This is a genomic window from Synechococcus sp. R6-5 (genome assembly GCF_047461775.1).
Classification (GTDB): Bacteria; Cyanobacteriota; Cyanobacteriia; order Thermostichales; family Thermostichaceae; genus Thermostichus.
Map to the genome: position 1 here is coordinate 1 of NZ_JANSHV010000040.1, position 12,509 is coordinate 12,509.

General features: G+C 58.6%; 13 protein-coding genes. 6 read left to right on the forward strand and 7 right to left on the reverse strand.

What is annotated here, in order from left to right; translation table 11 throughout:
• Positions 1-190 (forward strand): hypothetical protein (locus NW818_RS02080; RefSeq protein ID WP_414423716.1); only part of this gene is annotated, 190 nt, incomplete at its 5' end.
• Between the two features lie 185 nt (positions 191-375).
• On the forward strand, positions 376-1,224 hold the full coding sequence (locus NW818_RS02085) for a hypothetical protein (RefSeq protein ID WP_414331048.1): 849 nt from the start codon (positions 376-378) through the stop codon (positions 1,222-1,224).
• A gap of 7 nt (positions 1,225-1,231) precedes the next feature.
• On the opposite strand, the gene chlP is transcribed toward NW818_RS02085, so the two are convergent.
• The 5 genes from chlP to NW818_RS02110 all read right to left on the reverse strand — a co-directional run bounded on the left by chlP (position 1,232) and on the right by NW818_RS02110 (position 6,611).
• A complete protein-coding gene (gene chlP, locus NW818_RS02090) occupies positions 1,232-2,452 on the reverse strand; it encodes a geranylgeranyl reductase (RefSeq protein WP_011433360.1) in 1,221 nt (406 codons plus the stop codon).
• Positions 2,453-2,576: 124 nt separating this feature from the next.
• Positions 2,577-3,713 carry an extracellular solute-binding protein gene (locus NW818_RS02095; protein WP_414423717.1) on the reverse strand — a complete coding sequence of 379 codons (1,137 nt, stop codon included), beginning with the start codon at positions 3,711-3,713 and terminating at the stop codon, positions 2,577-2,579.
• Entirely contained in the window at positions 3,685-4,149 is a 465-nt protein-coding gene (gene ruvX, locus NW818_RS02100; RefSeq protein WP_414331042.1) for a Holliday junction resolvase RuvX, read from the reverse strand. The genes NW818_RS02095 and ruvX overlap by 29 nt, the downstream gene beginning before the upstream one ends.
• Entirely contained in the window at positions 4,146-5,525 is a 1,380-nt protein-coding gene (locus NW818_RS02105) for a DUF3084 domain-containing protein (protein WP_414406884.1), read from the reverse strand. The genes ruvX and NW818_RS02105 overlap by 4 nt, the downstream gene beginning before the upstream one ends.
• 105 nt (positions 5,526-5,630) lie before the next feature.
• A complete protein-coding gene (locus tag NW818_RS02110; protein ID WP_414331610.1) occupies positions 5,631-6,611 on the reverse strand; it encodes an alpha-ketoacid dehydrogenase subunit beta in 981 nt (326 codons plus the stop codon).
• A 183-nt stretch (positions 6,612-6,794) separates the two neighbouring features.
• Between NW818_RS02110 and pdxA the strand changes: the two genes are divergently transcribed.
• The 3 genes from pdxA to NW818_RS02125 all read left to right on the forward strand — a co-directional run bounded on the left by pdxA (position 6,795) and on the right by NW818_RS02125 (position 9,542).
• A complete protein-coding gene (gene pdxA, locus NW818_RS02115; protein ID WP_414423718.1) occupies positions 6,795-7,817 on the forward strand; it encodes a 4-hydroxythreonine-4-phosphate dehydrogenase PdxA in 1,023 nt (340 codons plus the stop codon).
• 90 nt (positions 7,818-7,907) lie between these two features.
• The gene (locus NW818_RS02120) at positions 7,908-9,023 is read left to right on the forward strand and encodes an aldo/keto reductase (RefSeq protein ID WP_414423721.1); all 1,116 of its coding nucleotides are present in this window, start codon (positions 7,908-7,910) and stop codon (positions 9,021-9,023) included.
• A gap of 87 nt (positions 9,024-9,110) precedes the next feature.
• Positions 9,111-9,542, forward strand: a complete 432-nt coding sequence (locus NW818_RS02125; protein WP_414388627.1) for a hypothetical protein — start codon at positions 9,111-9,113, stop codon at positions 9,540-9,542.
• Positions 9,543-9,577: 35 nt separating this feature from the next.
• Here the strand turns inward: NW818_RS02125 and NW818_RS02130 are convergent, their stop codons facing one another.
• A complete protein-coding gene (locus NW818_RS02130) occupies positions 9,578-9,808 on the reverse strand; it encodes a DUF2555 domain-containing protein (RefSeq protein WP_414331604.1) in 231 nt (76 codons plus the stop codon).
• 236 nt (positions 9,809-10,044) lie between these two features.
• On the opposite strand from NW818_RS02130, the gene NW818_RS02135 reads away from it, so the two are divergent.
• The gene (locus NW818_RS02135) at positions 10,045-11,823 is read left to right on the forward strand and encodes a flavin reductase (RefSeq protein ID WP_414423719.1); all 1,779 of its coding nucleotides are present in this window, start codon (positions 10,045-10,047) and stop codon (positions 11,821-11,823) included.
• Here the strand turns inward: NW818_RS02135 and NW818_RS02140 are convergent.
• A complete protein-coding gene (locus tag NW818_RS02140; RefSeq protein WP_414423720.1) occupies positions 11,801-12,373 on the reverse strand; it encodes a Uma2 family endonuclease in 573 nt (190 codons plus the stop codon). The genes NW818_RS02135 and NW818_RS02140 overlap by 23 nt on opposite strands.
• Positions 12,374-12,509 lie beyond the last annotated feature (136 nt).

The following is a 12,509-nucleotide window of genomic DNA, read 5'->3' on the forward strand; positions in this document are numbered from 1 at the left end:
GTTCTATCGTAACTTCCGCATTCCTCCCAACCCTCGTCCTACGGACAGAGGGCGGGGCTCCTGCGCTAGTAAGCTGGACTTTCTGATCCTATCGCAGACGGGATCCCAGCGGAAAACGGCAAAGCCGGTGGCGCTGCCCCGACAAAATGGCCCTTGGGATCCACCGCAAAGGCAACCCCCAGCTCGATGAAGACGGGTACTGGGCTATCCCTTTGGGCAGAGCGGATGAAGTTCAAAGCCGTTATTGTTGGAAAGATTATTCAAAGACTCCCCCTGGTTTGCGCCAGCCCTGGGTTAGGCTATTGCCATCCCGGGGGAGCAAGAAACACCGCTGCTCTGCCCCAAAGTCCGCGAGTTGAGTTAAGGAAGGTTGAGGTGAAGGGGAGACTGACCTGCCATTTCCCTGTGCTGCTATTGGCCCTGCCTCTGTGGGGATCCCCGACCTGGGCCGGAGAGTATTTCACCGAGGAAGTCACCAGCCCCAGCCTGGAGATCGTTCATGGCTGGCGGCAGGAGGTGTACGGCATTGGGGTCACCATCACCAACACCAGCCTCGGCTCCTTTCGGGTGCCCTTGGAAATTGATATGGAGGATCGGACTAGCTGTGAGCGGGCCGACTTGGTGCTGACCAACAATCGCATCATGCCGATGGGATCCTTCCAAGATTGCATTCTCAACATCTTTCCCTACCTGGATAAGTTCATCAACCAAGAAGTCGCCAGCATCCGAGTCACCCTAAAAGGGCCAGCTCCCCTCCTGGAAATTCCGGTAGAGGAGTCGGATCGACTGATTTTGGCCCAGGTGGCCAACCAATCGCGGGAAGCCTTTGTTTTCTTTCAGCAGGAGTTGGCCCGTGTTTTGGAGCTGCTGAGGCAGTCGGATCCCAAGCAAAGCGAGACGGCCCCACAGCCTGGCACCCCAGTTCCGACCGCCACCCCAGCCGAGTCTGCTGCCAGCCCAGGAGATTTTGTAATCGTGGGATCCATTCGGGAAGAACGAGTGGGGGCCGGTAGCCGCCTAAGCGTGGAAGCGATCAACCGCAGCACCCGCACGGTTCTCAACGCCCGTGCTCGTTTCACCTTCTATCGGGGAGAAGAAGTTGTCGATACGCGAGTGGCAGCATTTGAGCCCAGCGACGTGCCCCCCGGACAAAGGGCCTCCGCCAGTGTGCTGAAAACCGAGGCCAATTGGGATCGCGTCACGGTGACCTTCCAGTGGCAGTAGGGTTGTCTCAGGGGGCTAAAGCGTTGCCGCGAATCAGGCTGCCCAGGGTTTTGACCGTGATCTTGAACTGCACCCAAGGGCTCATGGGCACTACCGTCTTGTAGAGGTAGCTGTCAAAGGTCATCCTCTGCACGTCCCGGTCGGCGCACATCTCCACAAAGGCTTCGCGAGTGGCATTGGAACGGTAGAACACCCGCTGCAGGATGTCCAAGACCTTGTAGGTCAGGCCGTACTGGCGATCCCAGCGCTTGAGATACAGTTTTAGATCCTCCTCTGTGGGAATGCGCTTGCCGCCGTTGGAGGTCTCGACGATGGTCTCGGCGCACATGCGGCCTGACTTGGCGGCAAAATAGATCCCTTCGCCGCTGGATTTGGTTACGTATCCCGCCGCATCTCCCACCAAAGCAGCACGGCCCACCACGCGGCGCGGGCGGGGATGCTCTGGGATCGGATGGGCTTCCACCTTGATCACCTGGCCTCCTCGAATCCGCTCGGCAGCACGGGCGCGGATCCCAGCTTGCAACTTTTGGATGTGGGCTTGGTTTGCCCTCATGGTGCCGGTGCCCACGGCTACATGGTTGGACTTGGGAAACACCCAGGCATAAAAGTCTGGAGAAACATCGTCCCCCACATACATTTCTGCCCGCTCTGCGTAGTAGGCCATTTTGTCGTCCGGGAGCCGGATGCGCTCCTGAAAGGCCAGCGCATAGTTGTAGTCGCCAGCACCAATGGCTTCTGCCACCTTGGAGTGGAACCCATCCGCCCCGATCACCACATCCACCGCCAAAGAACGCGGCACCCCTTGCCTCGATCCGTCAGAGAAATCGTTGTAGTGCAGGATGTAGGGATCCCGGCCATTCTGGGGGATTTCCAGATGCATTACCTTGCCGTTGATCAGCTCCGCCCCTTTTTGGTGGGCACGATTGCGCAAGAAGGCATCCAAGATCTCGCGGCGGCACATGCCGATGTACTCGTTTTCTTTTTCGAGGGCGATATCCACCTCATAGTTGGAAGGGGAGATCATCTTCATCTTGCGCACTTTGCGGTCGATGATCCCCTCGGGGAGGTCGAACTCGGAGACCATACAGAGGGGAATGGCGCCCCCGCAGGGCTTGGCGTTGTCCAGCTTCCGCTCAAACAAAAAGGTCTCGATTCCAGCTTGGGCCAGAACTTCGGCAGCAGAGGCTCCGGCTGGGCCGCCCCCCACAACAGCAACTCTCAGACTCAAGGTGCTCTCCTCGATGCAAGTGCGACTGGCTCATCAGACAGCAGGCATCCTACCACAGCTCCTCAGAAGCATTGCGGACCTTGACGAAGTGTTGCAGAGTGGAGGGCTCGCGCTCGCTGTGTTTCTACAAAAGGCCCCGCCGCATTTGATCCCAGAGGTTGAGATAGGACTCAGCTTCGGCTGAGCTCAGGGGGCGCCAGATCTCCGAGCGTTGCCAAGTGGAGATTTGCAAGTCGGCTCTGCGTTGCAGGCGGGGGGCAAGTTGAGCCAAATCCAGCGGCAAAACCGAAGGGATCCCGCTCAGATTGACCAAGCGGGGGGCAAATTCAGGATTCAAGACAAAATCAAGCCAGTCGGCCAACAGGGATCCGGAATCTGTCTGGGTTGATTCTGTGTGGGCATTGTCTTCGACGTGGGGTCGCACCCAGACATCCCACCAGATGGCGGATCCGGAGGCCGGGATCACCACTGCCAGCTCAGGGTAGTTGGCTTGGGTGGCGTAGAGATCCTGCGACCAGCCCACGGCCACCCAGCTATCGGCCAAGCGCAAGATGGGCAGGTAGTCGGAAGAGGTGTAAGTTAAAACCTGGCGATGCAGGGATCCCAGCTCTTGCCGTAATTCCACATCCTCAGGGTTGAGGGGATCGTTGTAGGAGCGGCCCATTTTCTTTAGGGTTAGCCCAATCACCTCCCGCGGGTGATCCGGCAGAGTCAGTTTGCCGGCCAGCTCAGGCCGCCACAGATCCGCCCAGTCCCGGATGGGCTCCCTCACCCGATCCCGGCGGTAGGCAATGGCCGTTACCCCCCAGCGCCAGGGCACACCCCAAATCTGCCCTCCCCGGCGTGCCGCAGCTTGCCAACGGGGATCCAGATTCTGCCATCGTTCTCCCAACAGGCTTGCCGGCAGAGGAGCCAGCCAACCGGCAGCTATGGCCCGATCCAAAGCGTCGGCCCCCAACAAACTCAAAGCCGCCACCGGCAGCCGCCGCCGGAACCATCCCCCCGGATCCCACCAGGCTGCATCAGCCGGCTGGACGCTTTGCTGCAGATAGGCCAACAACTGATCCCGACTATCCAACAGTTGCAGCCGAAAGCGGGCCTGGGTGCGGCGGCGAAACTCGTTGAGCAAACTGGCGGGGATCCCTTGCTTGAGCGCCACGACAAGAGGCAGGTGCGCATCCGGCCCCCCACATCCTGCCGCCATTAGCCCCAGCAGGATCCCCTGTAGAAGCTCACGTCGGCTCAGCCGTATCTCGCCCACGACAGTACCGCTCCACCAGAATGAGAGCCACCAGATCATCGTAAGCCTTGGCGGGCACCCGCATCCCCTTGGGCAACAGCCGCTCCCATCCCTGCGGTGGGTGAAAATCCCAGTAGCGCTGACGGGCCTCTTGGGAGCTGTGCCGCTCATCCACCAGGACAATCTGCTGCGGGGGGAGAATGGATTCCAGTTGAGACTTCCAGGCTTGGGCCGTCGTCTGATTGCCCAGGATCACTTGCTCCGCCTGAAACTGTTGCCGGAGCGTTTGTAGTCTAGACAGCGCTGCCGCGGAAGGGACCACCTCCCGGTGTAAAACCTTCAGCTCCGTTTGCGTAAACACCTGCACCACAGCAATGCCGCATTTGTCGCGCCCTGGGTCGAAACCGATCAGCACTCGTTGGCCCTTCAGTCTTGCCGGGTGGAGTGGATCCGTCATCCCTCAGGACGCCCCGCCTGCTGAGCCCCAGAAGAGCCGGGTTGACCGGAAGCTTCTGCCATCAGAAAACTCACCCGCAATGGCCCCGCTGTGTAGATGTCGGTGTCGGCAACTAGCTTCACATCCAGAGGGGTGGTGCTCTGGCGGAGATGCTGCACAACCTCCAGAAACTTGACCTGGGAGAACTCCCCAACGGTGCCGGTGATGGGATCCGAGAGGAGCCCCTCCTCCTGCGAGCGCTGATTGGCCTGGTTCAGCAGCCCCAGCAGTTGCTGTTGGATCTGATTTTCGCTCAAACCCGGTTGAATCACCCCGTGGGCCAGCACGGATCCCTTGGCGAAAATCCGCTGGTTGGGGTAAATCTGCACGAGCACAGGCACAGGCTCCCCCTTGAGCCGGTTGGTAACAGAGAGAATGCGCACCGCCCAGCTACCGGGCTCTTGCAACTTCTCCAAGGCTTGATCGGCATCCTCGCGGCGGATCAAGATCGCGTTTTCCAGAGGGGGCATGGGCTGGGATCCAAGGGCAAGGGCCCGCTGTTCCGCCTGGGCCAAAAGGTGCTCAAACTGCCGCCGGATCGCCTCTGGTTTTGCCCCTCTTGGAGCCTCCACAACTCCTGTTGCCAAAACTTCCCCCGCCAAGATGGCCAGTTCCCCCCGCCGCAGCCGCACCGCCAATTGGTTGAGCTGCTCGATCTCCTGCTCAAGCTGGTTTTTCTGGTTCTCCAGTTGGGTTAAGGCCGCCTGCACCACATCCAGGGAGCGCTCCAGCTGATCCCGATCCAGTTGCAGGGCTTGTTTTTGCGACTCCAGGGTGGCGATCACCTGGCGGGCCGACTCCACCTCTGCCTTCACTGCCTCCAACTCGGCATGGGCTCGATCCAAACTGGGCTGCACCTTGGCCAGTTGCTCGTTGGCTGCCGCCAGCTTGGCCTCCGCCTCCTGCCGCTCCTGCAGCGCCACTGCCAGCTGATCGCGCACTTCGCTCAGGCGGGTTTGGGCTGCCGACTGCTGGGTGCGAAATTGATCTAGATCCACCTTGAGGTGGTCTCGCTCAACCCTGAGAGCGGCATTTTCCGCTTCCAAGAGGGCTTTTTGGCGGTTGAGGGCCCGCAGCTCTTGCTCCGCCTGGGCAATTTGGTTGGTGTAGCTGAACAGGGCCTCCGACAGAGAGCGGTTGAGGAGCAGCAGTGTGCCCAAAGTCAGGGCGGAGATGCTCACGCCGGTCACCACGGCCACCAGAATGGCGGTATGGCGGGGGCGCAGGTTAAACCAGGTAAGGCGCTTTTTGCCAATGCGGTAGCCCACCCGATCCCCAACAACGGCAATCAGGCCACTGACAACCAACATGTAGAGGATCAGCAGTACGCCTTGCATATTCGCGGATCCCTGCCATGGAAATCTTAGCAAGGTTGCCCTGAGGATTTTGCAAGTTGCTGGGAGATAGATTTCGGCGCTGTTTTGTAGGGATTTTTGGGGGTTCTAATCCGCGTAGAGGAGCCGCTCCACCGCCGCCACAATATCTGCAGGTTGCACGATGGTGGCCGCCTCCAGCGTGCCGTTGTAGGGGGTGGGAATGTCCTGCGAAGCCAAACGCATCACCGGCGCATCCAGCTCATCGAACAGTTCTTCCATGATGCGAGCTGTCAGTTCCGCCCCAATGCCACCCGATTTCATGTCTTCCTCAACAATGATCACCCGATGGGTTTTGCGCACCGAAGCGGCAATGGTTCCCATATCTAAAGGTTTCAGCGAGATTAAATCGATCACCTCAGGGTCGATCTCCTGCTGCACCAAAGTGTCCACGGCCTTGAGCACGTGGTAGCGCATGCGGGAGTAGGTGAGCAGGGTAACATCGGAGCCGGATCGGACGATTTCGGCTTTGTCCAGAGGCAAAAGGTATTCCTCTTCTGGCAGATCTTCTTTCAAGTTGTACAGGAGCACATGCTCGAAAAAGAGAACGGGGTTGTCGTCGCGGATGGCGGACTTGAGCAAGCCCTTGGCATTATAGGGAGTTGAACAGGCCACGATCTTAAGCCCGGGCACCGCTTGGAAGTAGGCCTCTAGCCGCTGCGAGTGTTCTGCTCCCAACTGACGACCCACCCCGCCCGGCCCGCGGATGACCATCGGGATCTTGAAATTGCCCCCGGAAGTGTAGCGCAGCATACCGGCATTGTTGGCAATTTGGTTGAAGGCCAGCAGCAGAAAGCCCATGTTCATCCCTTCCACCACCGGGCGCAAGCCGGTCATGGCTGCCCCGATGGCCAGGCCGGTGAAGCTGTTCTCGCAAATGGGGGTATCCAGCAGGCGCATCTCCCCGTACTTGCGATACAGGTCTTTGGTGACTTTGTAGGAGCCGCCGTAATGGCCGACATCTTCTCCCAAAACAAATACGTTGGGATCCCGGGCCATTTCTTCGTCGAGGGCAGCACGCAAGGCGTTGTAAAGGAATGTCTCGGCCATAGAGGTTCAATATCGCTAAACCCTCATTAAACCATTTTGCCGGCATGGATCCCCTTGCAGCTGACTTGATAGGCTGAGCTCAGAATTCTTGCTCAAAGGGATGGCGACCTTCCCCACAGCTTTCCTCAGCACTCTCTTTCCCCTGGAACATGGGGATCGTCCGTCTTCTCAAGAAAAGACACCATGAGCATTCCACGGCCCAAACTGGCGCTGACCTTGGGGGATCCCGCGGGAATTGGGCCGGAAATTGTGCTCAAGGCGCTGGCGGATCCTGAGGTGCGGTCTTGCGCCCACATCACGGTTGTAGGGGATCGGCAGGTTCTAGAAGCCACCTATCGCCTGCTGAGAGATCGGTCGCCGGCTCCATTGGCCCATCCGGCAGGGATCCCGATGCTGGAATGCGACACAGGCTTTCGGTTACAGCCTGGCTGTATTGGTCAAGGGGATGCTGACAGTGGTGGGGTCAGTTTTGTTTACCTGAAAACGGCAGTCGAACAGACGCTGCGGGGCGAGTTTCAGGGGATCGTGACAGCGCCCATCGCCAAGTATCTCTGGCATCGAGCCGGCCATCGGTTCCCTGGTCAAACAGAAGTTTTGGCCCAGCTGAGTCGGTCTGAGCACTACGGGATGCTGTTTGTTGCCCGTTCCCCCCACAGCGGTTGGCAGATGCGGGTTTTGCTGGCCACCACCCATATTCCCCTCGGCCAGGTGCCCACCGTGCTGACTCCAGAGCGGGTGCGGACAAAGCTGAATGTGCTGGTGGGATCCCTGCGCCACACCTTTGGGATCCGGGATCCTGTGATTGCAGTAGCCGGCCTGAATCCCCATGCCGGCGAACAGGGGCAACTGGGATCGGAGGAAAAAGAATGGCTGACCGAGCTGCTGCGCACCTATGCCCACGCCCAAATCTGGGGGCCGCTTCCCCCCGACACCATGTGGCTGGCTCCCGCGCAAGCCTGGCATGGCCAGGGATCCCCAACTGTGGCAGATGCCTACTTGGCTCTCTATCATGATCAAGGTTTGATCCCGGTGAAGATGCTGGCTTTTGACCGGGCGGTTAACCTGACAATTGGGCTGCCGTTTGTTCGCACCTCTCCCGATCATGGCACCGCCTTCGACATTGCCGGCCAAGGGGTGGCCCGATGCGAGAGCCTCAAGCAGGCGATCCTGCTGGCGGCAGAACTGCTGGGCAAAAACCCCTCCTGAGGGAAACCATGCCTGTGCCCGGCCATCTGAAGCTGTCTCCCGCCTCTGGGGGGTGATTTGATGGGAGTTGCTGGCATCACCTCAGCCGCAATGCTCTACCGTCGCTTTGGGCGCACCCAACAGCTGGTCTCGGTTTTTTCTCTGGGCAGCATGCGCTTGGTCAATGTGCCCAGGGATCAAGCTCAGGCAACCGTTGAGGCAGCCCTAGCCGCAGGGATCAACCACATCGAAACGGCTCAGGCTTATGGCCATGCCGAGGTGCTCTTGGGCGAGATTTTGCAAACCCTGCCCTTTTCACGCCATCAGTTGATTCTGACCAGCAAACTCACTCCCACAGATGGGTTGCGAGAGCGGCTTCAGGGATCCCTGCGCCGTCTGCGGGTGGATTACTTGGATCAATTTGCCTTTCATGGCATCAACTTGCCGGAACACCTGGAGTGGGTGCTGCAGAAAGGGCTGCCGATTCTCCAGCAGCTCCAGCAGGAAGGCTGGGTGCGCCACATTGGGTTTTCCACCCATGGATCCCTGGAGTTAATTTTGCAGGCCATCCAGACAGGATGCTTTGACTTTGTTAATTTGCACTATCACTTTTTCCAACAGCGCAATGCACCGGCCCTAGAAGCGGCTGCCCAGCAAGATATGGGCGTGTTCATCATTTCTCCTGCCGATAAAGGGGGAATGCTCTATCGCCCGCCCCAACACCTGCAGGAGTGCTGTGCACCTTTCAGCCCCTTGGAGTTTGCCTATCGTTTTTTGCTGGCGGATCCCCGTGTTCACACCCTCAGCCTGGGCATCACTCATCCTGAGGAGCTACAGGTGGTCTTGTCGGCTTTACAGGATCCCGACCGGTGGTGGGTGGATGGCCCTCAGATTCAGGAGCGGTTGCGCCAAGCCGAGCAGGAACGCTTGGGATCCAGCCGCTGCGCCCAGTGCTACGCCTGCCTGCCCTGCCCAGAAGGGATCCACATTCCCGAAGTGCTGCGTTTGCGCAACTTGGCCATTGCCCACGAAATGACGGAGTTTGCTCGGTACCGCTACAACATGTTCGGCCAAGCTGGGCATTGGTTTCCGGGGTCACTTGCCGACCGCTGTACCGAATGCGGTGACTGCTTACCCCGCTGCCCAGAACATCTGCCTATCCCGGAGTTGCTGGCCGAAGCCCACCAGTTGCTGCATCGCTCTCCAATCCGGCGGCTCTGGGAATGACCATTCCCCCTATCCTGTTTGGCAGAGCTCAACTTCGTTTATGATCGGTTGCAGTTTGTCAAGAGACTCACAAGGCGAGGCATCAGGGTGAATAGTCAGAGCCAAGACCGCTTAGACCGAGTGGAGCAACTGCTGGCTTGGACGGCTGAACAGACTGCTGCCAACAGCCGAGAAATCCGGGAGCTCTGCCAATCCGTCCAGGAGCTGCGCCAGTCCATCCAAGAAAGCCGCGCCGAATTTGCCGAACAAGCTGCTGCCCAAGCTCAAAGCTTGCGAGAGCTACAGCAAGTTGTCAGCGAGACCCGCTCTGACTTAGCTCACCTTGCCGAGTGGGCAGAGGAAGTGACTCAAGCTCTGGTTACCCTCACCGCCCTACAACGAGAGCACGAACGCGCCATTCAGGCCATCAACCAACGGCAGGCGGAAACGGATCAGAGGTTCAACGTTCTCCTTGAAGAAGTGCGCTATCTGATTCGCCGGCAAGGCTCTGACGGAAATCCTCCCCCCTCGTTGCCCTGAGCACTGGGATCCCTTTAAGAACTGCAAGGACAGCCCTAATCTTCATCCACTTCCCACTCCAACAGATGTGCATAAGGGGCCACCAAGTCGGGGGCGTAAAAGGCGATGGCTCGAAGGGCATGCCAGTCTTCCAAGCAGCCAAAGACGGTCGGATACTCATTGCGCTCCAACCGCTCTGCAATTGCCGCCACATCAGCTTCAGTAAACTGGCGGGGATCCATCCCCTTGGTAGGGGCCTCCACTTTGGACTTGGATCGGGCAGACATAGGCAGCCTGAACACGCTACAAGCCGATCTTAGCCTCTTCCTTTTTGCCCGGCCGACTTTGAAAAAACTTGACACACTCCCCACCTCAATCGCTTGCTTCTTGCGCAGTTGTGAGGACGGGGCCTCAGACTTAACTTTTGGGCAAGCCGGGCCGTGGGCTCCCAAACTCTGAAAAGGGATCCCCATTCCTCCAGTTTCGTGGCAAGGTGAGGACAGATACCGCATCGGAGGCTGCTATGGAGAGCAAGATCCCCGCCCGCGATGTCCAAGTTGCCCTTATCGGCCCGTCCACGTTGGTTCTCCGCTCCCGCACCTGGGATCGCCTGAAGTTTGAGCTGGAATACGCTCGGCAACGGGGCACCACTGCCAATAGCTACCTCATCCAGGCCCGCCAAACCCTTCTCATCGATCCTCCGGGGGAATCGTTCACCAGCATCTTTTTAGAAGAGCTGGCCCAACACCAGTACCTACAGCGGTTGGACTTTATTTTGCTCAGCCACGTCAACTTTAACCGCATTGCCACTCTCAAAGCCCTATTGCCTCTGGCTCCCTACGCGATGGTGCTCTGCTCCAAGCCGGGATCCATTACGCTACGGGCCGCCTTTGAAGAGATGGATCCCTTGCCCCGCAGTCGCGACGAAGAGGAAGCCGCCGATCTGGGCATTTTCTACAATGGCCACCAGTCCTTCCGTTTGCGGGTCATCCGGGATGGGGATCGCCTGGATTTGGGAGAAGGGCATGAGTTGCACTTTCGCACCGTGCCCACACCCCGCCACCCCGATGCCCTCTGTACCTACGATCCGGCCACCGGGATCCTCTACACCGATAAGCTGTTCGGCGCCCACGTGTGCGATGAGCAAGTTTTTGACGAGCATTGGCGGCAGCTCAGCGAAGACCGTCGCTACTACTTCGACTGCTTGCACCGCAACCAATTGTCCCAGGTGAAGGCAGCCCTGGCCAAGTTGGAAGAATTTCCCGCCCAAATCTATGCCCCTGCCCACGGCCCCTTGGTGCGCCACAGCCTGCGGCGCTTGCGGCTGGACTACCACACTTGGTGCGAAGAGGATCCCGGCGAGCAGCGGGTAGCTCTCCTATACACTTCCGCTTACGGAAATACAGGCTTGATGGCCATGGCTATAGCCCAAGGGCTGGAGCGGGCCGGCGTTAAGGTGGAGCGGATCAACTGCGAATGGGCCACTCCGGAAGAGATTGCCCAGGCTCTGGAGCGCTGCCAAGGGTTTGTTGTCGGATCCCCGACCTTGGCTGGCCATCCCCCGGTGCAAATTCAAACCGCCCTCGGCATCATCCTTTCTTCGGTTCCCACCACCCGATTGGCCGGGGTTTTTGGCTCCTACGGCTGGAGCGGAGAAGCGGTGGATCTCATCGAGAGTAAGTTGCTCAATGCCGGCTTTTCCTTGGGGTTTGAGACGATCCGCGCCAAGTTTAAGCCCACCCCTGAAATCCTGGAAGCCTGTCAAGAGGCGGGATCCCAGTTTGCTCAGGCCCTGCGCAAAGCCAAACGAGCCCGCGCCCCTCGCCAAACCAGCAGCGAAACTCAGGCGGATCGGGTTGGGCAAGCCCTGAGCCGGGTGGTGGGATCCCTGTGCGTAGTTACCGCTCTGCAAGGAGAGACCCGCCGTGGCTTTCTCACCTGGTCGGTGGCCCAGGCTAGCTTCAATCCACCAGGGCTAACCCTGTCGGTGAACAAGGAACAAGAAGCCGAACTGCTGACCTATCCCCAGGCCCCCTTTGTGCTCAACATCTTGCGGGAAGGCAAAGGTAGCAATTTGCAACGGCACTTTCAGCGGCCCCAGCGCCCTGGAGAAGATCGGTTTGCCAGCTTGGCCACGGCCACTGCTGAGAATGGCTGCCCCATTTTGTTGGACGCCCTAGCTTACCTGGAGTGCCGTGTGAAAACTTGGATGGACTGCGGGGATCGCTACCTGGTCTATGCCGAGGTGGAACGGGGCAAGGTGCTGGATCCCACGGGGGTTACGGCCATGCGGCGGGGGTAGTGTATTGGAGAACAAAGATTTGTTGTGGAGTCAATGCTAACTGGATCCCATCGATCACCTTGAGCTGACGATCTGCTCGGCAAATTTCCGGCTCTTGTTGAGGGGCAAATATCAAAACAGAGTAATCGTCTAAATCCACCATCCACCCTAATTTGCTGCCGTGCTTTAGACAATGCAGGATATTATCGATTACACGGCTTACCCTTTGACCCGGCGAAAGAATTTCGATAATCCAGTCGGGTGCTGCGGTGAAGTCATCCTCTGGCTCGCCTGTTTCACTTAGGCGAGTTCGATCCCACGCAATTACGGCAATATCGGGAACAATGGAACGACCGGAAAAAGTGCAACGCAGTTCGGGTAGGGCAGTATAGTCGGTGGTGCTGCCATCAACCTCGGCCACAAGGTGTTTTTGCAAAATGGAGTGGCGGGCTTTGGGTATCGGTTTTTGAATGGCAACTCCATCCACATACTCCCACGCCGGAGAATCTTCTATGTAAGGCAACTTGAGGAAGTCTTCAAGGGTAAGAGGCGGAGCCAGGCGAGTTGTCATAGGTTTAGGCAAAGCTCCTCAGGATCCCTACCAGTACTGTATCCCAAATCCCCAAGCGAGGGCGAGTGGTGGAGTAGGGGTTAGAATTGCAGCAATTGGAGTAGATGTAGCGTGAAAGTTGTCCAGCCGGCGGCGC

What these genes read in the sequence shown, in the direction of transcription:
- ruvX (WP_414331042.1), bottom strand. Translation starts at nt 4,149, where the DNA reads ATGACGGATCCACTCCACCCGGCAAGACTGAAGGGCCAACGAGTGCTG.
- NW818_RS02105 (WP_414406884.1), bottom strand. Translation starts at nt 5,525, where the DNA reads ATGCAAGGCGTACTGCTGATCCTCTACATGTTGGTTGTCAGTGGCCTG.
- NW818_RS02120 (WP_414423721.1), top strand. Translation starts at nt 7,908, where the DNA reads ATGCTCTACCGTCGCTTTGGGCGCACCCAACAGCTGGTCTCGGTTTTT.
- NW818_RS02135 (WP_414423719.1), top strand. Translation starts at nt 10,045, where the DNA reads ATGGAGAGCAAGATCCCCGCCCGCGATGTCCAAGTTGCCCTTATCGGC.
- pdxA (WP_414423718.1), top strand. Translation starts at nt 6,795, where the DNA reads ATGAGCATTCCACGGCCCAAACTGGCGCTGACCTTGGGGGATCCCGCG.
- NW818_RS02130 (WP_414331604.1), bottom strand. Translation starts at nt 9,808, where the DNA reads ATGTCTGCCCGATCCAAGTCCAAAGTGGAGGCCCCTACCAAGGGGATG.
- NW818_RS02110 (WP_414331610.1), bottom strand. Translation starts at nt 6,611, where the DNA reads ATGGCCGAGACATTCCTTTACAACGCCTTGCGTGCTGCCCTCGACGAA.
- NW818_RS02140 (WP_414423720.1), bottom strand. Translation starts at nt 12,373, where the DNA reads ATGACAACTCGCCTGGCTCCGCCTCTTACCCTTGAAGACTTCCTCAAG.